Consider the following 24,335-nt stretch of genomic DNA (forward strand, 5'->3'; position numbering starts at 1 on the left):
CAAGGACGAATGGACATGAAAAATCGCCTCACTCTCAGCATCGCTGTCGGCATGATCCTCGGTGTCATTGCTGGCTACGCGTGTCACCAGAGCATCGCCGACCCGGGCACGCTCAAAACGGTCGCCGGCTATTTCTCGATCGTGACGGACATCTTTCTGCGGCTGATCAAGATGATCATTGCGCCGCTGGTCTTCGCCACACTCGTCTCCGGCCTGGCCGGGATGGACAGCGGTGAAGACGTCGGCCGTATCGGTCTTCGCTCGGTCGGCTGGTTCATCTGCGCATCGCTGATTTCGTTGGGCCTCGGGCTCATCATGGCCAACGCGCTGGAACCGGGAGTTGGTCTTCATCTCACGGACACCGCCGGTGAGGTAAGCACGGGGCTGAATACGGCTGCGTTAAACGCGCGGGACGTGATCACGCACGCATTCCCGACCAGCCTGCTCGATGCGATGGCACGCAACGACATTCTGCAGATTCTCGTATTTTCGGTGTTCCTGGGCATCGCGCTGAGTGCGCTGAAGAAAGATCCACGGGTCGGCATCGTTATCCAGGCAATCGACGGTCTGGTGCCGGTGATGTTGCGTCTGACGAACTACGTGATGCGTGCGGCGCCGCTCGGCGTGTTCGGCGCAATTGCTGCCGCAGTCACGCTTCGCGGCCTGGATGTGATTTATACCTATGGCAAGCTGATCGGCTCGTTCTATCTCGGGTTGCTCATCCTTTGGGTGATCCTGGTGGGTATCGGTTATGCGTTTCTTGGGCGACGTGTCGGCAGTCTGCTGAAAGCGGTGCGTGAACCCGCATTGATCGCCTTCTCCACCGCGAGCAGCGAGGCCGCCTATCCACGCCTGACCGAACAACTGGAGAAGTTCGGCGTCGACAAGAAGGTGGTCGGGTTTACGCTTCCGTTGGGTTACGCGTTCAACCTCGATGGTTCGATGATGTATCAGGCGTTCGCGGCGATCTTCATTGCACAAGCCTTCGGCGTGCACATGCCGTTATCGCAACAGATCTTCATGTTGTTGATTCTCATGTTGAGCAGCAAGGGCATGGCAAGCGTGCCGCGCGGATCCGTCGTCGTCGTCGCTGCCGTGGCCCCGATGTTTCACCTGCCGGTTGCGGGCGTCGCAATGGTCCTCGCGATCGATCAGATTCTCGATATGGGACGCACGATGACAAACGTCATCGGCAACAGCGTCGCGACGGCAGTGATTGCGAAGTGGGAAGGCAAGCGGTCGGCAAAGTCGAGTAACGCCGCATTCGACCAACCGGAGCTGAACGCATGAAACGTCCCGAATCCATGAGCGCTCGACGGAAATTCGGCGTCGTCGGTGGTCTTGGGCCGCTTGGAAGCGCTGACGTCTTCTTCAAGATGGTGAAGGCGACCCCTGCGTCGTCCGACGACGAGCATGTCGATCTGATCTTCGAGCAACGGCCATTCAGCGGCTCGGGATCAAGCAGCGCGGCGACAACGGAGCGCAAGCTTTACGTTTTCGACATGATCCGTGAATTCGAGAAACGCGGTGTGACGACCGTCGTGCTCCCATGTTTTCTCAGCCACACGTTTATCGATGAATTGAAGGCGAACACGCGGTTGCCGATCGTCAATATCGTCGAGGCGCTTCGCTGTTACGTGCAGCGAAAGTTCCCAGGCGCTACCCGCATTGGCGTGATGGTGTCGGACTATGTGCGCGGCAAGAAACTGTTCGAGACGTACTTCCCTTCACCGCAGTTCGAAATCATCTATCCGCGGGCGCATGGCGATAACGATCTCGTGACCGACGCGATTTATGGGCCACTCGGGATCAAGCGCGGCAACCTCCGCGGGCGGCCGGTCGAACTACTGCGTGCTGCGAGTGAGGATCTGGCGGATCAGGGCGCGCAGGTTATTGTCCCGGCCCTGACGGAAATCGCACTTGTAGCCGACGCGCTCGGCCCGCAGCGGGTGCCGCTGATCGATTCCAATCTGGCCTATGCGCAGTACGCCGTCTCGGCGCCAGGCGGTTCGCGCGCGCCGACGTTCAAGGTCGGTGTCGTCGGTGGTGTTGGGCCGGCGGCGACAGTCGACTTTTTGAACAAGGTCGTTCGAAACACACCGGCGTCGCGCGATCAGGACCACATCAAGCTGCTTGTCGAACAGAATCCGCAAATTCCGGACCGGACGGAAAACCTCGTCGGCACCGGTACGGATCCGACGATTTCGTTGTATGCGACATGCAGGAAGCTCGAGGACGGAGACGCGGACATCATTGCGATTCCATGCAACACCGCCCATGCGTTTGTCGAGCGGATTCAACCTTATCTCGGCATCCCGATCGTCAACATGCTGACGGTCACCGTCGCTTACCTGCGCGAGACCTTCCCTGCGCTACGACAGGTCGGTGTGCTGGCAACGTCCGGCACGATCGAAAGCGGCGTCTATAAGAAGGCGCTTGAGGCGCACGGACTCACACAGGTAGCGCCGGAGCCAGCGCTGCAGGCGCGCGTGATGGAAGCGATCTACGGCGAGAACGGCGTCAAGGCAGGTTTCTCGACGGGGCGATGCGAAGAAGACATCAACGCCGCTGTCGACGGATTGATGGCCGACGGTGTCGAAGTGATTGTCCTCGGATGTACCGAGCTTCCGATTCTGCTGCCGAGCGGGGAGTACGTCGCACGAAACGGCGCACGGGTCACACTGGTCGATCCGACGGAAGTACTGGCGTGCAGATGCATAGCCTATGCGACCAACGCCGGCGATTGAACCGTAGACGCCCCCCAACCATTCGGACATCCGGCGCGCATGCAGTCGCATATGGCGCTGGACTCTCGCGTCGACTTATAAGTTCGCGTTCCGATTTTAACGGATGAGGAACGTCGGGATTGGTTCTTGATGGTGAGATATCAGGCAAGTGCGAATCCGCAGGTTGACAATCGTATTTAAAGATTCCCGCCAATCCAAGGCTTGGGTGATCGGATTGCCGTTCTTGGTCGTGAGAGCGTGGAAGCCTTGCCGGATAACGCGCATACGGTCTGCTGCGGTGTCGAATCGCTTTGCAAGACTCGACTCGAGATGGCCTGTCTTTTGAAAGCAGGCCATGAGGCGAACGCGGTACTAAATATAAGAATCAAAATAATATATTTGAAAGAAGTCCGTAATGTTCGCATGTGTGGTCATTTTAAGGAATGACAATTGTTGACTGTCTTGCGTATTTGTCTGTGCAACCATCTGCAGAAAATACCAAGCGAGACCAACCATGCGCCGCGTCATGCGCGATATCGAAAAACGACACGTTCAACGGGGAGCGGCCAGGCAGGCGATTATCTTCAACCATGCTTCGCTGAAAAGCGAAGCGCCGGCGCTTTGGGTCAAGGCGACCGCATGGTTGATGACGGTCGTGATGTATTTCGGTCCGGCTGTCTTGCTCGCCGATCAAACCGCGCACGCGGCGCCGATCGTCGATCCGCGTGCGCCGATTCCGTTCCAGCCGTCCGTCACGCAAACCAGCACGGGCGTGCCCGCGATCAATATTCCCGGCGCCAATGGCAACGGCATCAGCGTCGGGCAATACCAGTCTTTCGACATCGATTCCCGCGGGCTGGTGCTCAATAACAGCACGGTGGCAGGCACGCCGCTGCTCGGCGGTACGCTTGGCGCCAACCCGAACCTGAACGGCCGGCCGGCAACCACCATCATCAACCAGGTCACGTCCAACAACATCGCGACGTTGAACGGGCCGCTCGAGGTGTTCGGTTCGCCGGCAGCCGTCATCGTGGCGGCGCCGGGCGGCATTGCCGTGAACGGGATGGCGCTGACGAACGTTCCCGGATTGACGTTGACGACCGGCACGCCGCAGTTTCTGTCCGGCGTCGGCGGCACGGCGACCGATTTTGCGCATGCGGGCGCGGTGGCTTACGACGTCCGCTCGGGTGCCATCACGATCGACGGACCCGCGGGCACGAACGGCCCGGGCGCCGGCATCGAAGGGACGGTCGGCAATATCGACCTGATCGGTCAGAGCGTCAGTATTAATGCGCCGCTGCGCGCCGATCAGCGCGTGAACGTGGTGACAGGCAACCAGACTGTCACGCCGACCGCCAGCAACGCGAGCGGCATCACGTACGGCACGTCGGCGAATGGTGCGACGAACACCGCTGCCGCGATCGGCAAGGCGATCGCCGTGGACGCCAATCAGTACGGCTCGGTGACGAGCGGTACTGTCTATATCGTGTCGACCGCAGCCGGGATGGGCGTAAACACGCAAGGCCCGTTGTCGGCAACGGCGGGCAATGTCGTCGTCAATGCGAACGGCGACGTGTCGGTCGGTCAAACGTTTGCCAATCAGAACGTCGCACTGACGAGCGCGGGCAACACGACGATCAATGGGACGGGGCTCGCGAACCAGAACTACACGGTGAACGCGAACGGCGATATCAGCGCGCCGGGCTCGGTGTCGGCCGGGCAGAATGTTTCGATGACCGCGGGCGGCAATCTGAACGCCGCGTCTGTTGCCGCAAACGGCGCAGCCAATCTGACGGCCGGACAGTCGATGACGATTGGTGCGCTGACGGCGCACGATATTGCGCTGCAGACCACGAACGGCGATCTGATAGTGGGCGGGCTGAGTGCACCCGGCACGGTGTCGGCCAAGGCAGGACGGGATCTGACCGTAAACGGCGCGGTGCAGGGCGGCAGCACGGTTGCATTGACGGGCGCGCGCAACGCGACCGTCAATGGCCAGGTATCGGGTGTTGGTGATACGACGATCGTGGCGCAAACGGGCTCGGCAACCGTGAACGGCAATGCGCAATCGAATGGCGCGCTGTTGGTGACGGCCGGCCAGAACGCGACGATCGGCGGTACGGTGCAGGCGCAAGGACCGGTGTCGGTCACTGCGCAAGCCGGCTCGATTAGCGGTCAAGGAAACGTTACGTCCTCCCAAGGACCGGTGAGTCTGAATGCCGGACAGGCCATTGCCCTGGACGGCGCCGTGCAGAGTGGCAGTACGGTCAGCGCGACGGCTGGCACGAACGCAAGTTTCGGCGGCACCGTGTCCGCGCCCGGCACGGTGACGATTCAGGCGGGGCAGGACACGACCGTCGGTGGGAACATCACCAGCGGCGGCACCCTGAGCGTGACGTCGGGTGGCAACACCAGCGTGAAGGGAACCGCCGCGTCGATCGGCAACATGACACTGGCGGCCAACAGTGGCTCGCTGACGACAACCGGTGACGTGGTTTCGCTCGGGACGTTGAACGCAACGGCCCAGCAGGGTGTCAACCTGGGCGGCACGGTCTACAGCGGCGGCAACGCACGAATCGGTTCGACGGCAGGCAACGTCGCGGTGGCCGGTGCGGTCTCGAGCCCCGGCACGATCAGCATCAACGCCGGTCAGGATGCAACGGTTGCCGGGACGCTTCACAGCGGGCAAACCGCGACGATCGCGGCGACGCGCGATGTGAATCTGAACGGCGGCGTCGAAGTCGACAACGCGGGCAACGCGAACGTTACGGCCGGACGCGACATCACCGGTTCGGGCGCGTTGAACGTCGCGAACGACACGACGCTCAACGCCGGCAATAACATCGCCGTGTCCGGTGCAATCCAGGCCGGCAACAACCTGATCGCAACGGCTGGGCAGAACCTCGCCGTTGGTGGGGCCACGGCCGTGGGCAACAGCACGCTGACGGCGACGAGCGGTAGCGCGACGTTGACTGGCAATGCACTCTCAGGTGGCACGAGCACGATAACGGCTGGCACCGATGTAAGCGCACAAGGAAGCGTCAAGAGCCTCGGCGACCTTGCCGTGACCGCAAAAGGCGGCAGTTTGACCGCGGGGGGACCGGTATCGACGGGCGGCAACGCGACGTTGAGCGCAGGCCAAAGCATGGCGCTGAACGGTCAGACCACAGTGTCGAAAGACGCCTCGCTTACCGCGACGAACATCGCGACGCAAGGTGTCGCGGTCGGCGGCAATCTGACGGCGAACGCGGGCAACAACCTCGATACGTCCTCCGGGCAGCTCAACGCACCGTTCGACGCGAACGCGCCGGCGCTGTCGGTCGGCGGTAATGCGTCGCTTTCTGGCGCGCAGGTCACCACGGCAAACGCCGTTGTCGGCGGCACGACAACGATCACCGGCACGCAGAGTGTCACGACGGGCGGCACGGCCGCGTTCAAGGGTGGCGCCACGCTGGCCGGCGGGACGGTCACGAACGTCGGGACGCAGCTCTCGGGCGGTAACCTGGCCGTCTCGGGCTCCAACGTCAGCAACAGCGGTACGTTGTCGTCGCTCGGCACGAGCAACGTGAATGCGGCGAACCTGACGAACAGCGGTTCGATCTACGGCGCTACCACCGGCCTGACCGTGTCGGGCACGACGACGAATTCCGGATCGTTGCTCGCGACGAACGCGCTCAATCTGACGACGACCGCGTTGAGTAACCGCAACGGGCTGATTTTCGCAGGCGACGTCAACAACAAGACCGCTCCGACCGGCGACGTGACCGTCACGGTGAACGGTGGCAATGGGACCTATGACAATACATCAGGTCAAATTCTCGCCCAGCACGACCTGACGCTGAACCTGCCCAATCAGGCGTACGACCCGTCTGCCGCGTCCGCCGGGACGATCAATCTCGGCAATGCGCTGACGATCAACGCACAGCAGATCAACAATTCGGGTACGTGGGCGATGCCGGGCAACAGCGTCGCGCTGAATACCTCGCAAGGCTTGACGAACACCGGCACGATCAGTAAGGCCGGCGACATTACGCTGTCGACGAACGGTACGTTGACCAACAGCGGGACGATCTCGTCTGGCAACAACGTGAATTTGTCGGGTACGGTCGTCAACCAGTCCGGCGGCACGATCACGGCGAACCAGGACGTGAACCTTGCCGGTGTCGTGACGAACGCGGGAACGGTTAGTGCCGTGCGTGACGTCAACTTGTCGGGTGCCAGCTACGACAACACGGGTGCGTTGACCAAAGCCGGTCGAAATCTGAATGCGTCACTGTCCGGCGATCTCGTGAATGTCGGCGGAACGATCTCCGCGCAGAACAACGTGACCATCAACGCGGCCAACGTCAACAACAGCCGCGCGGGTGGCAACTCGACCAGCACCACGACGACCACGACCGATATCAACACGGCGGGCTTGGGCCGTGAACTGCTCGCGTCGCCGATGGGCACCGAAACGCTCAGCACGACGTACGAGAACATCGTCAGCGGTTTGGTTTCGACCGACTCGGCGACGATCACCGCGCGCGTCGGCGACCTTCAGCCGGCAAGCGCGACGTCGATGAGCGCGCCGGACATCAGCGGCGGCACGTTATATGGTGTCGCATTGCCGACCGTCACGCGTACGACAACTACGACGCAGGCGAGCGGCGCGGCCGGCGTGATTGCCGCCGGGCAGGATCTTTCGATCACCACGGGGACGCTTAATAACCACGGCAGCACGATCTCCGCCGGCCACGATGCAACGCTGAACGTTGCAGCACTCGACAACGGCGGTGACGCGAAGGTGACGACGATCACCGACAGCATCGACGCGGCGTCCTATACGGCATTCCTCACGCAGCTGAAGGCCGCATATACGGCGGGCAATCTGGTCGTGCTGCCGAGCGCGCAGTTCACCACGACAGCGAATATCACGCCTGGTCAGGTCAGCGCGCCGGCGTTGCAGACGTCGACGATTACGTCCTATACGAGTCAGGACGCGGGCCAGATTGTCGCCGGCAATAACCTGAATCTGAACGGCACGGGCGCCAGCCTGACGAACGCCGGCAATCTGTACGCCGGCCAGGATCTGACGATCCATGCGAACGCGTTTACGAATCAGGGCTATCACACCAGTAACATCACGTCGACGGTCGGCTGTGCCGCGGGTGTGTCCGACGCTCAATGCGGTTACCACTACGAGACGCAAGCGTTCCCGTCGGGCTTCATGTACGACCGGCCGGGCCAAGCTTTCAGCGATGCCCAGCAGTTCATGCAACTGACGTATCACAGCCAGTCGACGATCGCGTTCTCCTACGGGCCCAACAACGATTCGATCGGTATCTTCGGCGATCAGATTTCGACGCAGGCCTACAGCTACACCCAAACCAACAATACGGTCTTTGCTGGTCGCGATCTGACGATTGCCGCGCCGACAGTTTCGAACAACTACGGCAATCTGCTCGCGGGCCGCGACGTCGTGATCGGCGGCGCCGGCACGAGTCGCGACAACACGGATCCGACCAATCCGCAGACCACCCTCACGCAGGGTGCAAGCGTGACGAATTCCTCGGGGAACATTCAGGCCGGCCGCGATATCGCGATGAGTACGGCGTCGCTGACGAACACGCTGGCGGCTCCGCAGCAGGTGTATCAGAACTACGGCACGACCGCGCGCTACGGATGTAGCGGGGCATTCCAGCACTATTGCGATGCCTTTGTCGACATGCAGTCGGGCGATGCGTCAACGATATCGGCCAACCGCAATCTTTCGATCAGCACTGGCAGTGTCACCAACACGGGTAGCCTGATCACGGCCGGCAACCAGGCGAGCATTACGGCTACATCCAGCGTCACGAACCAGGATCAGACGCTGAACGCATACTGGCATGACGGATTCTGGGGCGGCATCGTCGGCGGTTCCCCGCCGCCGGACAATTTCGGATGCGGGAACTCCGGCACCTGCTCGACGCTGTTCGGCAGCGCATACCAGAGCAATGCGGGGATCCAGCCGCCGACGCCGTACAAGAGCCTGCCCGGAACGATTCAGGCGCCGTCGTTGACGGTCACGGCGGGTGGTGCCGTTCAGAATTCCGGCAATGTCATGGGGCAGCAGGTGTCCGTGACCGGGGCGACGCTCGTCAACGGTCTCACGTCGCCGAACGTCTATACGCCGCAGCCGACCGCGTCGCAGCAAGTGATTCCGCTTGGTCCGGTGGGCGTGCCGGCAAGCGCGAGCACGGCTCAGAATGGCGCAAACGCGGTCGCGAATTCACTGATTCAGTCGTCGGTCGTGGCGGGTGCGGTATCGAGTGGCCCGTCCACGGCGATTACATCCCAAACCGTCGGTACGCCGCACAATCCGGCGGTGCCCTCGGCAACTACGCCGCAGGGCAGTACCGTCCAGACCATCGCCACTGCGAGCGGGACCCCAACCTATCTGATCAACAACCCGGCGTCGCAAGTGATCGGCGGCGTTGGCCCGTCTGACCTGATTGCGAACCTGCCGGCCAATTTGCGGCCGGGCTCGACGCTGTTCTACTACGACCCGTTCAGCGAGAACCAACTGCTTCAGCAAGCCGCACTCGCGCAGACAGGGACGGCGAGCTTCATCGACGGGTTGAAGTACGACAACCAGAATCAAAAGTCGGTCACGGATCAGGAAAAGTCCGTGCTGTACGGCAATGCGATCGCGTATGCGAAAGCGAACAACATCGCGCTCGGGACGGCGCTCTCGTCGCAACAGATCGCATCGCTTGATGCACCGATGCTCTGGTACGTCGAGGAGACCGTTCCGGAGCCGGGCTGCACCGCAACGGGCGTGGCAAGCTGCCCGACCGTGACCGCACTGATGCCGCAGATCTATCTGCCGCAGAACTATGCGGTGGTCCAGCATGACGGCACGATTACCGGCCAGGACGTGTCGCTGGTCGCGACGAACAAGGGTTCGATTACCAACACCGGGACCATCACCGCAACGGGCATGTTGTCGATCGACGCCGGGACGGTGACCAATCAGCAGCGTTCCACCGACGTCGGCACGATCTATACGTATATGCCGGACGTCATGGGTCTGCTGACGACGACCGGAACGGTGACGCAGCAGGGCGGCTTCATGTCGGCCGCCAACTACAACCTGAACGTCGACCGCCTGGATCAGGTGGGTGGAGCACTTCAGAAACTGGATCCGAACGGGCAGGTCAATGCGAGTGCGACGGCGGATCAACTCGCGGCGCTGAAGAGCCAGCTCGGCGGGAATTTCACGCAGAGCACGGTCAGCGACAATCTACACACGAGCTTCCAGTCGCTGGCGGATAGTCCCGGCCTGTTCGAGCAGATCGGGATGGCGGCGACCGCCGTGGTGGCGTCGTTCATCACGGCAGGTGCGGCAAGCGCGTTCATGGCGGCCGGCGGTGTCGCTGCGGCCGGAACGGTCGGCAGTTCGATGATCTCCGCGGGTGTCGGCGGCTTCAGCGCAAGCGCAATCTCGCAGGCGAGTACGGGCCAGTTCAGCTTGACGGCGGCCCTTGAGGGCGGGGCGACCGGCGCGATCACCGCAGGTCTGACGAACGGCATCACCTATTCGCCGGACGCTGGCGTGGGCTGGGCGGGTCTCGGTGCGCCGATCGGCGACAACAGCCTCTCCGCGCTCGCGGGCGTGAAGAATGTGGGCGGCGTCATTGTTCCGCAGGCTGGCGCGTCGACGGCTACTTCGCTCGGACAAACCGCGCTCGCGCTGGGCGCCGAGGCGACGATTCAGGCTGGGGTGCAGACGGCGATCCAGGGCGGCAGCTTCCTGACGAATCTGCGTAACAGTGCCGTAGCCGACGTCGCGGCTGCAGCGGCTTACTCGATTGGCAATGCAGCGAGTATTCCGGGGTCTCCAATTGAAGTCGGAACGCCGGGATATTGGTTGGCGCATGCGGCACTCGGTTGTGCTGCCGGAGCGGCGACCGGACAAGGATGCGGGGGCGGTGCGATTGGCGGGGCGATCTCGGCCGGACTGAACCCGATCATCGATGCGAATGGCAATATCCCGCCCGCCGCATTGACGGCGATCGAAACGCTGGTGAGCGGCAGCGTTGCCGGGGCGCTCGGATTCAATGTGCAGGGTGCGATGACGGCGGCTCAAAACGAGACGCTGAACAACTACTTGAACCATGTGCAGACAGCGAATCTCGTCGCGTCGCTGAAGAGCTGTGCGCCGGGCGATACGACCTGTATCAATCAGGTGACGGCGAGCTACCAGAGCATCTCGCAGCAGCAACAACAGCAGGCGAAAAACTGCAGCAATGTCACGGACTGCGCGACGGTCAAGAACGACACGTTGAGCGGTTACGGGATCAGTGCGTCCGATGCGCAGTCGTATTGCCAGGGCAGCGCGAATTGTGTGTCGTTCCTGACCGGGTTGGGCAATCAGGACTTGGCTGCCAAGTCGATCGCGACGACGAACTGGAACGACATCTCGACGGCGGTCGAAGCGAATAACATAAAGCAGGCGTTGATCAGTTCGGGATTCTCGCCCGCGACCGCGGCGGTGTTGTCTGCGGCCACGCCGCAGGATGCAGCGGGAGCGATAGAGGCGATCACCGGTTTGTCAGCATCCAATGGACCCAAAGTACCTCAAAATCTCCAGCCATTCACAAATCCTGCCCAAGCGCCAGTCATCCCTTCAGATTGGGTGAGTCGTCCCGGTCGAACGCCCGGAAGTATCATTTACTATCCGGCTGGCACCGATCCCAGTGCGGCGGGAAGTACCTACATTCGAGTGATGCCTCCCGGCTCTACGCCTGTGCCCGGCTTAGAGAATGGTTATTGGACGTCCGTGGTGAATGGACAGCCGATCAATCCGGCCAATGGATCGCCGAACGCGACCAAGGGGGATACTCACATCCCTCTCCCCCCTAACTCTATGCCACCGGCGAGGTAATACCCATGATTGAAAAGCGCGATCTTGAGGAGATTGTTGGAAGAGAGGTGACCGGGGTGACGGTGAATCCTGGCTCGGTTTCGTTGTCTTTCAACGGAAGTGGTGGCAACGGTGGCTGGATTCTGGTGCAGTGCCGGTTCGTGTTACAAGCGGCTGGGGGCCAGACTATTGGAAATGCCACTCTTCCTGAGTCTGCCGCTCTTTTGTTGAGCTGTTTGAACAGAAAAATCGTCGACGCCCGCTTTGACGAAAGCAAAGTGCTGACATTGCACTTTGAGGCTGAGCAATTTTTGCAGTTGATTCCGGAGAAAGACGGACTCGAGTCTTATGTCCTGCACACGGCACAAGGGGTCGTTCCAGTGATCGACTTCTGAGTCGAAGCCGGCCTCGTGCCGAGCTAGTAAGCGCGTTCGCGCGCGCGAGAATGCATCGCGCAGTGCTCTTTAAGTGACGTCGAGGTGTGGGCTGTAAATCCGCGTTAGGGGCAGAAGCTGGATCGAATGATTGTATCTAGGCGGCGGCCACTGGCGAAGCCGCGCCGCGTCTAGAGTTGCAGGCTATTGCGAACGTGGGTCGTGTCGGAGATGACGGCGAACAGTATCGCGATGGCCGTAACTGGTGGACAAGGCATTACCGACAGGAGCAGCTTGCGGCGATCGTAACGGCGACCTCGCTGCTGGGTGGAGCTGCAGCAGGCCTGTTGGGTCGGAACGTGCAAGGCGCGATGACGGCCGCGCAGAACGAGACGCTGAACAATGCGTGTGTGGAGGGCCATGACTGCGGCAAGGTGCTGACGGCGATAGGCGCGGCAATAGGCGGTGCGATTGGTGCTCCTTTAACTCGGACAATAGTGGTGATACTCACGGCTCCGTGTCTGGAAATGACGCTGCAACGCAGCCCCCAACGATTGGACCGTTCAAGGGCGGAAAATTATGAATAATAAACCTATATCCTGTTTACTCTTCTTCGTATCAACGATGATCTTCGCAGGCTGTTCATTGCCGGCATATCATGAACCAGACTCAGGTGAGCGGGCGCGCTTGCGCGTGTCAGTTCGCAACGGCGGGACCAATCTCGTCGGTGTTGACGTTCTTCCCGACGGAACCTGTGCAAGCACGCAGGTAGCGGACTTTAGACACATCGCGACACTCAATGGATCTGTGCCAAACGGAGGGTGGCAGGGGGTTCGTATCGGAATCCCTGATGGTGGTGGTTTTACCGATGTTCAATTGGCAGAAGTGGCAGTCGCCGCCGACAAATCTATTTCACTGGAGTTCTCATCTTCCAGCCTGAATTGGTTTTGTCGTGTGCCATTTGCATTTACACCAAAAAGCGGAAGTGATTATGAGGCGGTTTATTCAGTTGGAAACTCACGGTGTCGGGTTGATCTCACTAGAATCAGGCGTGATGACGACGGGGCTTACGCGCGGGTGCCGATAGAGACGCAAAAACTCACGGCTTGCCGATAATGGTTCTGAAAAATATGAAACTGATCGGAATTCATTTGGCTGTTTATCACACGTTGTCATGCAGTATAACGACTACGTCCAAATGAGAATGGTCGACGAGATGTCGAGGCAATGGTGGCAATCCGTCGACAAGCTTGTTGAATGATGTTCACCAACGAAGGTTGTATGCGAGCAGAAAGAACTTCTCATTGCGTGGCTTTGGCTTGGATTGGCCTCGTGGGAACCGCTTATGCGGCCGCCATCGTTCCGGACGGCGGTACAGCGACCGCTGTAACTGCGGGCGTGGGTGGCAGGCAGATCATCAACATCGCCCCTGCGATTGGCGGTGTCTCGAACAACTCCTACTCGTCGTTCAACGTTTCGAAGGCTGGCGCCGACCTGAACAACGTCGGCATCAACGCCCGCACGATCGTCAACCAGGTCACGAGCACGAATCCGTCGCTGATCCAGGGCAACGTCAACGTCCTCGGCCCGCGGGCGAACGTGATCCTGGCGAATCCGAACGGCGTCACGGTCGACGGCGGAAGCTTCACGAACACGGGCCACGTCGTGCTGTCGACCGGGCAGGTGAGTTTCAACGATCTCACGCTTGCTCCTGGCGTCACACAACGCAACGTCGTACTGACGACCAACCGTGGCGGTATAGCGATCGGTCCCGGCGGCCTGTCCGGCACACTCGTCAACCTCGACCTGATTGCCAAGCAACTGAGTATCAACGGCCCGGTCACCAACGACTTCACCAGTTCGACGAGCGGCATCCGCGCGATCGTCGGCGACAGCACAGCAACCTACGACACCAGTTTTTCGCCGTCCGACAACGGCCACGACTGGCTGATCGGCACGTCGTCGCCGGGGACAAAAAGCAATGTCGTTGCCGTCGACATTACGGCGGCTGGCGGCCTGACGGCCGGTCGCGTCCAGTTGATCGTTACCGACCAGGGTGCAGGCGTCCACAGCCTCGGCAAGATCTATGCGAACGCCGGCGACGTCGTCATCACGGCAAACGGGGACATTGCACTCGCGGACGGGTCCTTGAAAGCAGAGCGCGACATCGCGCTCACAACGCCCGGCGCCGTGTCGTTGCAGGGCGCACAGGTGACCGCTGCGAACAACGCGATCGTTCAGGCCGGCAATATCGCACTGTCCGACGACACCACCGGCCCAACGACGCTGAGCGCAGGCAACACCGTCAACCTGACGAGTAGCGGTGCGATCACCAACACCGGCAGCCTGATTCAGGCAGGCACCACCACGAGCGACGGCACCACGACTGGCGGCGACGTGATCCTCACCGCCGCAGGCGACATCACGAACCGCTCGAGCGCGAACAACCTCGCGATCATGTTTGCCGCCAACGGCCAGACGAAGCTGACGGCCGGCGGCAACGTCATCAACGACAACGCTCGCATCCTGTCGAACGGGGCAGTGAGTCTCGCTGCGGCCGGCGACGTGCAGAACATCATTGACCATACCGGCGGCACGAACGATGGCCAACCGACTGCTTATTCGGATCGCGGCGGCAGCTTCCTGTTCTTCACCCACACGACGAGCGGTTTCAACGTCGACTACGGCACGGTCAGCAATCCCGATCAGCTCGCCTACATCGCCGCCGTACACGGCCCGGTGACAATTTCAAGCCGCAACTTCACGAATACCGGCGGGATCGTTCAATCGAACGACGGCGACGTGAACATCACCGCGCAGAACGTGTTCACCAACGCCGCGGTCTTCACCGGCCAGGCGAGTTATGCACGCAGCTGCTGGATCTTCTGCCACGCCGACGCGTCGAGCAACGTCACGCCGTACGGCGGTACGATCCAGGCGGGCGGCAACATCGGCATCAAGGCGGGCACGGTCGCGCGCAACGTCGGCGGCAACGTCTTCGCGACCGGCGATATCAAGGTCGACGCACCCATCACCTACGCACAGGGTGTGACCGGTTACTCGGCGATCAACCAGCACCGGGGTTTCAAGGCGTTCTTTGGCAGCACGTGGGCAGAAATCATCGCGATGGACGTCGGTGGCGGTTTTACCGCGAACGGCAGCGTGACGCTGACGGGTGAAGGCGTGATCGACGGCGGCTCGTTCAGCGGTGGAAAGGGTGTCACGGCGGCCGGCGGCATCACGACCGTGCGCGCGCCGTCGCGCACGCCGGTCCAGATCGACCAGCATCTTGGCCTGACGACGTGGTGGTGGCGCTAACGCATGAACTATCGAACAAAAAATCGACTCGGGCTGGCCGTCGTCGTCTTCCTCGCGCTCGTGATCGTCGTGGCCGCAGCGCAGAACGACGCTATCGGAACGGCCACGTCGACGCTCGGGCACCTGCACGCACAATAACGATGAAACCACGCGCATTCCCCCGACTGAAGCTGCCGCTGCTGGTCGCAAGCCTTGCTGCACTCCATCTGCCGGCGCACGCGCAGACTCCGCCCCCGGCCGGCCGGCCCGTGCAGGATCCGGCGCAGCTGATCATCGAACAACAGCGCGAGCAGGCGCGCCAGCGACAACTCGTACAACCACCGGCTTCAATCACGGTCGCGCCGACGTCGGAGACGACGCTCGACATTCCGCCGGACACACCGGTCAATGCGATCGCCGAATCCGGTCCGATCTTCGCCGTCAAGCAGATCACGCTACAGGCACCCGACGGCAGTGCCTTTCAGCCGCCGAGCAGCGTGTCCGGCAAAGGGCTCGAGGCAGTGGTCGCGCCGTTCGTCGGTCAGGACCTCGGTTCGCATCGCATCAACGTTCTGTTGAAGAGGATTACCGACGTTTTCGTCGAACGCGGTTTCGTTACGACGCGCGCGCTGCTCGGCCCGCAGAATCTCGCCACCGGCACGCTGAAGATCACGATTCAGGTCGGGGTGATCGAATCGTTCACGATCAATGGCAAGGCGATTCACCGGCTCAAACCGGGCGAGTCAGCGGCGGGCGGCGGCTGGTTCACGGATGCTGGCTACGAGAACGCGTTTCCGACTACGTCCGGCGATCCGCTGCGCTTGTCCGATATCGATCAGGGCGTGGCACAGATCAACCGCCTGCGCCGCAACCAGGCGACGGTGCAGATCCTGCCTGGCCAGAATCCCGGCGAGTCGATTGTAGACATCGGCAACAAATCGGGTGATCGCCTCTACTACACGTTGGGCGTCGACAACTACGGCAGCTCGGCGACAGGCGTGACGCGTTATCGCGCAGGCGTCGAAGCCGACAACCTGCTCGGCCTGCAGGAATCGCTGAGCGTGAATTTCCTCGACAGCCTCGACAGCAACGCGATAGTCGGCTCGTTCGCGGTACCGTTCGGCCGCCATACGTTCAGCTACACGATTTCCGACTCGGAATACCAGCAACTGATCGGCACGACCGCGCTCGAATACGGCCGCACGCTGTCGCATATCTTCGGCTGGAATTATCTGGTCGGACGCAGCGTGAGCGATATCACCAGCGTAGACACCACGTTGTCGTGGCGTCGCACCGACCGCGAGGTCAACGGCATCGATCTCGATCCGCAACGCGTGGCGGTGTTGCGCGTCGGCGGCAACTGGCTGCACAAGTTCGTGATGAACGACGCGCAAGGTAATTTCACGGCCAACGGGGGCGTATCGCAAGGTCTGCCGTGGTTCGGTGCGAACCACGATTTGCATGGCATTGCGCGTGACGAAGCGCACAGCCAGTTCACGAAAGTCGACGCGACGGCTGCGTTTACGCTGCCGTTACCGAAGGTCGGACGCGCGCTGCTCGCGTATCGGGGCGTATTGAGCGGGCAGTATACGAACGTCGCGCTGTTCGGTTCTGAGCAGCTTTACCTTGGGGGCATGGATACCGTCCGGGGTTTCCGTTCGGGCGAAATCGCCGGTGATCGTGGTTTCTATTCGCGCAACGAGCTTGCGTGGGTGAACGCGCCGGCGTGGAAGGACGGCCGGATCGAGCCATACGTGTTCTTCGATGCGGGCAAGGCAAGCCTCGTCGCCACATCGGGTTTCCCGACATTGGCCGGCGCCGGCGCGGGAGTGCGCGCGCAATGGCAGTGGCACAAGCAATTCCTGTCCGGCGAGGTGCTGGTCGGGCGCGCGTTGACGCAACCGGCGGCGCTCGGCTCGAAGGCTACGCTCGTGTTGGCCACATTGAACTGGAATTATTGATCGACGCGCACCGTTCTCTCGCGGAGCGGTCGCATGCGGGCGAAGACAAGTCTTCGCGCCTTTCCATCCGAAGACGGAACGAAGATGAAAACGAAACTGATGCCTGCGCTGATTGCAATGGCACTCGCCGGTGCACTGACCGGTACCGCATCCGCGCAGACGGCGGCTGCATCGCAGCCGGCGAACACCGTTGCGACGGTGAACGGGACGGCGATCACGCAGGCGGAAGTCGATGCCGTGTTGCGGGCCTCGAGGCAACCCGACACGCCGCAGGTGCGTCAGGCGATCAAGAATCAACTGATTACGCGCGTGTTGATCCAGCAGGCCGCCGAGAAGGCAAATTACGGCAGCAAGCCGGAAGTCCAGACGGCGATGCAGGTGGCGAAGGCGAATGCGGAGACCCAGCTCTATCTGAAAGACAACGTGAAACCCGACCCGGTAACGGATGCGCAGGTGAAGTCGCGCTACGACGAGATCGTCGCGTCGCTCGGGAAGGACGAGTACAAGCCGCGGCTGATCGTCGTTCAGGATGCAGCGACGGCCGCGACCGTGCTGAGCGAGTTGAAGGCAGGCAAATCGTTTGAAGGTCTTGCACGCCAGTACAGCATCGCGCCGAGCCGCGGGGCCGGCGGTGAGTTGCCGTGGACGAGCTTCAAGACGCCGGCGACGGAAGGCAAGACGTCCGGTTTGCCGGTCGCGATCGCGCAGGCGCTCGAAACGCTGCCGGTGGGCGCGGTCACGCCCTCGTCGATCCCGATCGATGGGGCGCGAGCGATCGTGAAACTCGATGCGAAGCGGCCGACACAGGTGCCGCCGTTCCCGCAGGCACAAGCAACGATTCGCCAGCAACTGGAGGCGCTCGCACTGGAAAAGGCGAGTGCGCAGCTCGTTGGCGGATTGTTGAAGAACGCGACGATCCAGCAGTAGACGAAACCGTCGATGTAGCGCAAGCGGCGGTCAGGGATGCGGCGCGGCCGAGGTTATCGGCGGCCTGCCCCCGAACTGTAAAATATGAGATCACGCGTTCGAATTTCGACTTTATGAAAATAAAAACAGGCCTTTTCGGGGTGTTGCTGTCCATCGCGACCGCAACAGCATATGGATTGGGCGCGCAGAGCGCGCCTGCGGAGCCGGCCGCATCCGCGCCGGCGGCGAATCCGGCGGTCAACCTGACGCCGGCCCAGATCGCGGAACGGGCGCGTGCATTCGTTGCGCAATCCGGCGTGGATCCCGATTCCGAAAACGGGCAGATCATGGTCACCTGGTTCGTCGGGGTCGTGCAGAATCCGGGCTATCTTGAGAGACTGCGCAACCTGCGCGGCAAATCGGTCATGGGCGGGGAAACGATACTGCCACCGGCCGACCGGCTGCGGTTTCTACGATTGATGAACGACATCGCGGGCGAATCGCGCAACGGTTGCGAGATGTCGAAGCTGACCGGCGGCAATCTGGCGTCGGTGGCGAAGACGTCTTCGCCGAAGATGCTGCGGAGCATATTCGAATTGATGGACCTCGTCGGCGCGCGCAACGGCTTGCCGACCGGCGACGCCGAGCACTACACCGTAGCCGAACTGCTCGAAGTCGATGCGCGTATCGATGCGATCGACGTGCCGCCATGGCTTGCAAAGCAAGACAAGCCGAGCACGTGTGCGCTGATCCAGTTCGCAGTCGACGCGCTCGACAAGCTGCCGGAGCCGGAACAGCGACGTGCAACCTATGAACTCTTCAAGTTTATCGCCGACGGCAAGACGGCGGCCGAGACGGTGCTTGCCGATCCCGCCGCGTATCAGGACGAGGTGTTCGACGAACGACGCCTGCCGGATGCGATTCGCAGCCAGTTGCCGCCGGACGGGAGCCGGCCGCTTCCGTATTCGCGCCTGGTCGTGGACGGCGAATGGGTGAACAAGACGACGCCGAAGGCCGCAGGGCCGTATGTCGACACCTATGTCAATCGACGAAACAACGGCGTGGTCATCGAGCTGATGACCACGAAAGATGCGTCGGGGAACTCGCGCTGGGCGGATTTCGACATGGGGTATGGACTCGCGGACCTGATGACCCAGATCGTGCGCGGGCCTCGCTCCGCAACAATGCTCGGCGTACAAACGAACACTTCGGCGATCGCGCTGGCGAACGAACCGATGACGGAAGGCAAGCGCTTCGAGATTGCATTGCCGCAACCGTCGCGGCATGGCCAACGGGTCCGACGATGCGAAATCGGCAAGACGGAACCCGCGTCGACGGTCTTCGGTACGTTGACGGGCGATGCCGTCAATCTCGATTGCAGCGAGGTCCACAAGGACGGCAAGACGGTTCGCGTTCGCTCCGCATGGCTGGCCGACTACGGGATCGAATTGAGCAAGACGATCGACGACGAGGCCGGCAGAACCGACGTCATCATCAAGAACGTCACGATCGTGAAGCCATGAGGCCGGTGGGCAAACCTCGGCCGCGCGTTCCGGCGGTGCGGCGTATCGACTGCGTCGGGCCCGCGCTGAAATGGTCTATCGGAGCCGCAGGGTTGATGGCGGGGCTGACCATCGGGTTCGGCAGCGCCGCTGCGCCTCGGCCCGGGCCGCTGCCTGCCGCGATGCCGACAATGCAACGCGCCGTGTCCGTTTCCGTCCACGACGACACGACGCCATGCGTACTGGCGCTGAACGCGCGGTTCGACAGCCTCCTGCTGAAGGACAAACCCGCGCAGATTCGCAGCCTTTGCCGGCAGGAAGCCGAGGCCGGTAACCTGACGGCACGCGCGCTCTACGGGCAGATGGTGCTTCATGGCTACGCGGCCCGCCCCGACCTGAAACGCGGGATGACGATCCTCGAATCGGCGGCGAGCGACGGTTCGACGCTGGCCAAGCGCGCACTCGGCTATCTCTACTACGACGGTGTCGCGCTGCCGCGGAACTATGCGACGGCATACGCATGGTTCGCGTCGGCGGCGCGCGACGGCGACACAGCATCGGCCAACCAGCTCGGCGGGATGAATGCCGACGGCGACGGGCAACCGGCCGACAATGCGGCCGCCTACCGGTACTTCGTGAAGGCCGCCGAGGGCGGGTCGGCAGCGGGCGCGGCGAACGCGGGGAAATTCGCGCTGGCCGGGCGCGGGGTGGCGCGCGACCCGGTGGTCGCGGCGGCGTGGCTGTCGCGCGCCGCAGCGGGCGGCCAGGCGGACGGGCAATTCGCGCTCGGCCTGATGCTGATCCGGGGCGACGGCGTGCCGCGCGATGTCGAACAGGGGACGGCGTGGCTGCGCGCCGCGGCGGACCAGAACCACACCGAAGCGCAGGCGGTGCTGGGAAATCTCTATCTCGCGGGTATCGGCGTGCCGCGCGACGCGCAGCGCGGCTTCAGCCTGATTTCGGCCGCGGCGCGTGCCGGCTCGACCTACGCGCAGCGCAGGCTCGGCGAACTGTATGGAAGCGGGACGGGTGTGCCGCGCGACGACGCGAAGGCGCGCGACTGGTACCGCAAAGCGGCGCTCGCCGGCGATACGCGGGCGCGTTACGCACTGGCGAACCTCTATCTGTTCGGCCGTGGCGGTCCGGTCGACAAGGAGGCCGCGTTGGGATGGATGCAGGGCGCGGCCGACGATGGGCTGGCGCTCGCGCAGAACGATCTCGGCGCAATGCTGCACAACGGTCTGGGGACGCAGCCGGATCCCGTCGCCGCCAAACCGTGGTTTGAAAAAGCCGATGCGCAGGGCAACGGCGCCGCGGCGGCCAATCTCGCGCGTTACGCGGCACGCGGCGACGGTGAGCCGGCGGATATGCGCAAGGCCTTTCGGCTGGCCACGCGCGGCGCGGATCGCGGTGACGAAGCGTCCGCACTGATGGCCGCCAACATGGCATGGCGCGGAGAAGGCACGAGCGTCGACCGGACGCAGGCGATGCAGTGGTTCCGGTTTGCCGCGGACCACGGCAACATCGAGGCGGCGCGGTGGGTCGGCTATCAGTACCTGACGGGTACCGTCGGCGTGCCGCGCGACGAGCAGACGGGATTGCGCTACCTGAAGCAGGCCGCCGACGCCGGTGATCCGGCCGCTGGCGTATCGGCCGGGTTCTACCTGAGTGAGCACCACACGTCGTTCGCGGGCAGGACGGGGCTTCAATGGCTGGAGGACCTCGCGAGCCGCAAGGTGCCTGGCGCGTATTCGGCGCTGGGCTCGGTGTACTGGCGCGGGCAGCCGGCGATCGCATTCGACTGGTTCTCGCGCGGGGCGAAGCTGGGCGACGCTGCATCGCAGGCGATGCTATGCACGATGTATCTGGATGGGAATGGCACGCCGCGCCTTCCGGCCGAGGCTGCGCGCTGGTGCCGCACGGCCGCCGGCAGCAATGTCGGTGCGATGCGTGTCCTTGCGTCGGCCGATAGCGGCCTCGTTGCCGCGGACGAGCGGGCGTACTGGCAATGGAAACTCGCGGATCGCGGCGAGCCGGCGTATCAGTCGTCGCTCGGCGATGCGTACGATCTGGGCGACGGCGTCCCGGTGGACTTCGATGCGGCGACGTACTGGTTTCGCCGGGCGGCCGAGCAGGGGAACGTGTCGGCGCAAGGGTCGCTCGCGTGGCATTTGTCCACCGGGCTCGGCGGTCGCACCGACGACTACGAAGCGTTCGCGTGGGCACTGCGTGCCGCGCCGACGAGCACCGAGGCGAAGCGGATGGTGGGAGTCGCCTATCTGCACGGCCGCGGCGTCGCGCGTGATCCGAAGGAAGCGTCCACGTGGCTCACCAGTGCGGCTTCTGCCGGATCGCAGTGGGCGGAAAGCGATCTTGCACTGATGTACGAAACGGGCGACGGTGTGCCCCGGGACGAAACGGTCGCAATGGACTGGCATCGCCGCGCGGCGCGACGTGGCTCGGCGGTATCCGAGATCGCGCTTGCGCTGCGCAGCCTCGCGCCGGCAATGGACACGGGGCTGTCGGCCGGAGAGAAGCGCTGGCTGGTGCCGGCCGATCCGGCTGCCACGCTATGGAGCGATTCGCCCGTCAGCGCGGCCGCGGCTGCCAATCGCCAGTGGGATGGGCTGTCGAGCCTGAACGAGGCGTTGCTCGGGGATCCGTTCATGCAGTATGCGGTCGGCATGCGGTTCCTGACCGGCAACGGTCTGCCAAGAGACAGGGCCCTTGGCGCAGCGTGGATCGCGCGTTCGCGCGCGAGTTTTGATGCCATATCTGGTCTGGGGCAGTATGGCGCTGCTGCGGCACTCGTCGAGGCGCGAATCGCTCAGCGACTTGATGACGGGGAAAAACAGCGTGCCGCCGATATTGCCGGGAATCTGATCTCGACGTTACCGTGACCATGGCTGGCGACAGAGAACCGGATGATGTGTCCGGGAGAACGAGGGGATGATCAGGATAATGAAATAACCCTTCAAGATGATGGACGTGCTCGTGAAAGACTTCGGCGATCCGAAGTATCGTGCGCGCCCGTTCCTGCGCGAGATGGGGGCGGCGTGCGATTCAAGCCTGGGTAGCCGTTGCCGCGATCTGAAATCGAGCACGGTCCTTGCCCTCGATCCACGCCGGCGGCCGCCCTCGACCACTCCACGTGGCACCGGATTCGGGATCACGGTACTTCGCAGGCGGTCGTTGCCGCGTCTGCACGCGCGTGACGCCGTAGATCTCCTGTGACGTGATATCGAATTCGCCGACCATGCGTTTGATCTCGACGAGTGCGGTAGTTCGAGCGTTCGCTTTGGCCGCGTCAATTTGAGCATCGAGAGCTTCGCGCTGCGCGAGGAGTGCTTGATACGTCGACATCGGTCTCTCCTGTGAGAAATTCGAAACAGGCATCGCTTGCGTGGCCGCTCTTGCATGAACCCGAATATCAAGTACTCGGATATCAAGTCGCAATCCAGACAGGCTTACACGGCCGGCCGTGTGCTTCAGGTCGCGAATACGTATCGTGTGTCGATCCGACTTCGACGTACGCGCCCAACCGTCACCGCGGCCATGTTGTTTTTCAGTGCGGTCACGAACCGTCTTCCTCTTCCCACTGCACCAGAAGCTCGGCCGGAATCGCCTTGACGACCTCGGCGTAGCGTTTGCCGACGAACTGCTCGGCGCGTTTGAGTAGCACCGGAATTGGGCTGCTCGGTTCGTGATTTTCGAACCATGTCCGCGCGGCGCGAATCGTCGCAAGCGCGGAGTCGCGATCGGACGGCACGGAGTTCATTAGGGGCGGGGCACAGTCAGGATCGCTCGCCGATACGGGATGCGCCGGTGCGGTCGGCGTTATCGTGTCGTCTTGCGACGATGTGTCGGCCATCGCGGTCGGGGCGGGAATCGTATCGGGCGGTTCGACCGAATCGGCGTGCGTGGGCAAGCCCAACCTGTCGAGTAGTCGCGCCAGCGTCGAAAGGTCTGGCTGGAACGATTCGAGATGATCGTTGCACCACGCGTTGATCGTGGCGAGATCTGCGATCGTATCGTCGATGCCTTCGATCGTTGCCGGTTGCAGCATACGCAGATCCTGCAACTGCTGGACGACGGAATCGGGCGAGAGCGCATCGGCCGGACGCGGATGCGCGAACGCGCGCTCGACGTCGCGCACCTGCAGGCGGGTAACTGTCGACTTCATCAGCACGATTTCTCGCACATCGGCCAGCAACCCGTCGGGATCCGACAGCGCTTGCAACGCGTTCATCCGCATTTCCAGCGCCGCGTCGCGATCGCTGTCGGCGCTCGTCTGTGGATGGATATCATCCGGAAACGCTTGCACCCAGGCGGCCAGTAGCGCGATGCCGTCGGTCAGGCCCGTCACACCGCCGAGACGTGTGCGGCAACGCGTATACAGCACGGCGACACGCAAATCCTTCGTGCGCATCATGAGCCGCCGGCAATCCCGTTCGATTTCGCTCCAGTTGAGCGGATCGGGCACGCCCACGAACGCGCCGTACTGTACGTCCTGTTTGAGGGTGACACGGGAAAACAGCACGACGAAATCGTGGTCGTATTCGAGATCCGGGCCGCAGGGCGCATCGTCGCTCACGGGCGCGAGCCAGTCGAAATGCGGCACATTCGTGACGGCGATCTGGCCCTGTCTGCGGGGCGCCGAGGATTGCCTTTTGCTCATG

The 24,335-nt window shown here is 62.5% G+C and carries 13 protein-coding genes; 11 read left to right on the forward strand and 2 right to left on the reverse strand.

Annotated elements, in window-relative coordinates; translation table 11 throughout:
* The first annotated feature begins 15 nt into the window (after positions 1–15).
* The 11 genes from VL15_RS27785 to VL15_RS27825 all read left to right on the forward strand — a co-directional run bounded on the left by VL15_RS27785 (position 16) and on the right by VL15_RS27825 (position 22,556).
* Entirely contained in the window at positions 16–1,290 is a 1,275-nt protein-coding gene (locus VL15_RS27785) for a dicarboxylate/amino acid:cation symporter (protein WP_048250045.1), read from the forward strand.
* Positions 1,287–2,747 (forward strand): aspartate/glutamate racemase family protein, encoded by a 1,461-nt coding sequence (locus VL15_RS27790; protein WP_048249892.1) that lies wholly within the window; start codon positions 1,287–1,289, stop codon positions 2,745–2,747. Before VL15_RS27785 ends, VL15_RS27790 begins: the two co-directional genes overlap by 4 nt.
* A gap of 493 nt (positions 2,748–3,240) precedes the next feature.
* Entirely contained in the window at positions 3,241–11,637 is an 8,397-nt protein-coding gene (locus VL15_RS27795; protein ID WP_230684532.1) for a filamentous hemagglutinin N-terminal domain-containing protein, read from the forward strand.
* 5 nt (positions 11,638–11,642) lie between these two features.
* Positions 11,643–12,011 carry a hypothetical protein gene (locus VL15_RS27800; RefSeq protein ID WP_048249894.1) on the forward strand — a complete coding sequence of 123 codons (369 nt, stop codon included), beginning with the start codon at positions 11,643–11,645 and terminating at the stop codon, positions 12,009–12,011.
* A 194-nt stretch (positions 12,012–12,205) separates the two neighbouring features.
* Positions 12,206–12,577 carry a hypothetical protein gene (locus VL15_RS43270; RefSeq protein ID WP_230684533.1) on the forward strand — a complete coding sequence of 124 codons (372 nt, stop codon included), beginning with the start codon at positions 12,206–12,208 and terminating at the stop codon, positions 12,575–12,577.
* Complete coding sequence (locus VL15_RS42170; RefSeq protein ID WP_155420304.1) at positions 12,570–13,106, forward strand: hypothetical protein; 537 nt, start codon at positions 12,570–12,572, stop codon at positions 13,104–13,106. Before VL15_RS43270 ends, VL15_RS42170 begins: the two co-directional genes overlap by 8 nt.
* A gap of 165 nt (positions 13,107–13,271) precedes the next feature.
* Entirely contained in the window at positions 13,272–15,308 is a 2,037-nt protein-coding gene (locus VL15_RS27805; protein WP_048249896.1) for a filamentous hemagglutinin N-terminal domain-containing protein, read from the forward strand.
* Between the two features lie 3 nt (positions 15,309–15,311).
* Positions 15,312–15,446, forward strand: coding sequence for a hypothetical protein (locus VL15_RS43625; RefSeq protein ID WP_268991228.1), 135 nt, complete (start codon positions 15,312–15,314; stop codon positions 15,444–15,446).
* 2 nt (positions 15,447–15,448) lie between these two features.
* On the forward strand, positions 15,449–17,248 hold the full coding sequence (locus tag VL15_RS27810; protein ID WP_080970959.1) for a ShlB/FhaC/HecB family hemolysin secretion/activation protein: 1,800 nt from the start codon (positions 15,449–15,451) through the stop codon (positions 17,246–17,248).
* A gap of 84 nt (positions 17,249–17,332) precedes the next feature.
* Entirely contained in the window at positions 17,333–18,175 is an 843-nt protein-coding gene (locus tag VL15_RS27815) for a peptidylprolyl isomerase (protein ID WP_048249898.1), read from the forward strand.
* 1,282 nt (positions 18,176–19,457) lie between these two features.
* Positions 19,458–22,556 (forward strand): tetratricopeptide repeat protein, encoded by a 3,099-nt coding sequence (locus VL15_RS27825; protein ID WP_230684534.1) that lies wholly within the window; start codon positions 19,458–19,460, stop codon positions 22,554–22,556.
* 163 nt (positions 22,557–22,719) lie between these two features.
* Here the strand turns inward: VL15_RS27825 and VL15_RS27830 are convergent, their stop codons facing one another.
* Both VL15_RS27830 and VL15_RS27835 read right to left on the reverse strand, forming a co-directional pair.
* Entirely contained in the window at positions 22,720–23,019 is a 300-nt protein-coding gene (locus VL15_RS27830; protein ID WP_048249902.1) for an H-NS family nucleoid-associated regulatory protein, read from the reverse strand.
* A 211-nt stretch (positions 23,020–23,230) separates the two neighbouring features.
* Entirely contained in the window at positions 23,231–24,334 is a 1,104-nt protein-coding gene (locus VL15_RS27835) for an ImpA family type VI secretion system protein (RefSeq protein WP_048249904.1), read from the reverse strand.
* Position 24,335: the final 1 nt, after the last annotated feature.

Origin of the sequence: Burkholderia cepacia (assembly GCF_001039005.1) — a bacterium.
GTDB lineage: Bacteria > Pseudomonadota > Gammaproteobacteria > Burkholderiales > Burkholderiaceae > Burkholderia > Burkholderia theae.

Bases quoted from the DNA above. Each gene is read 5' to 3' on its own strand.
- VL15_RS27790 (WP_048249892.1), top strand. From the start codon at position 1,287: ATGAAACGTCCCGAATCCATGAGCGCTCGACGGAAATTCGGCGTCGTC.
- VL15_RS27810 (WP_080970959.1), top strand. From the start codon at position 15,449: ATGAAACCACGCGCATTCCCCCGACTGAAGCTGCCGCTGCTGGTCGCA.
- VL15_RS27835 (WP_048249904.1), bottom strand. From the start codon at position 24,334: ATGAGCAAAAGGCAATCCTCGGCGCCCCGCAGACAGGGCCAGATCGCC.
- VL15_RS43625 (WP_268991228.1), top strand. From the start codon at position 15,312: ATGAACTATCGAACAAAAAATCGACTCGGGCTGGCCGTCGTCGTCTTC.
- VL15_RS27825 (WP_230684534.1), top strand. From the start codon at position 19,458: ATGCGAAATCGGCAAGACGGAACCCGCGTCGACGGTCTTCGGTACGTT.
- VL15_RS27815 (WP_048249898.1), top strand. From the start codon at position 17,333: ATGAAAACGAAACTGATGCCTGCGCTGATTGCAATGGCACTCGCCGGT.
- VL15_RS27800 (WP_048249894.1), top strand. From the start codon at position 11,643: ATGATTGAAAAGCGCGATCTTGAGGAGATTGTTGGAAGAGAGGTGACC.
- VL15_RS27795 (WP_230684532.1), top strand. From the start codon at position 3,241: ATGCGCCGCGTCATGCGCGATATCGAAAAACGACACGTTCAACGGGGA.
- VL15_RS27805 (WP_048249896.1), top strand. From the start codon at position 13,272: ATGCGAGCAGAAAGAACTTCTCATTGCGTGGCTTTGGCTTGGATTGGC.
- VL15_RS27830 (WP_048249902.1), bottom strand. From the start codon at position 23,019: ATGTCGACGTATCAAGCACTCCTCGCGCAGCGCGAAGCTCTCGATGCT.
- VL15_RS27785 (WP_048250045.1), top strand. From the start codon at position 16: ATGAAAAATCGCCTCACTCTCAGCATCGCTGTCGGCATGATCCTCGGT.
- VL15_RS42170 (WP_155420304.1), top strand. From the start codon at position 12,570: ATGAATAATAAACCTATATCCTGTTTACTCTTCTTCGTATCAACGATG.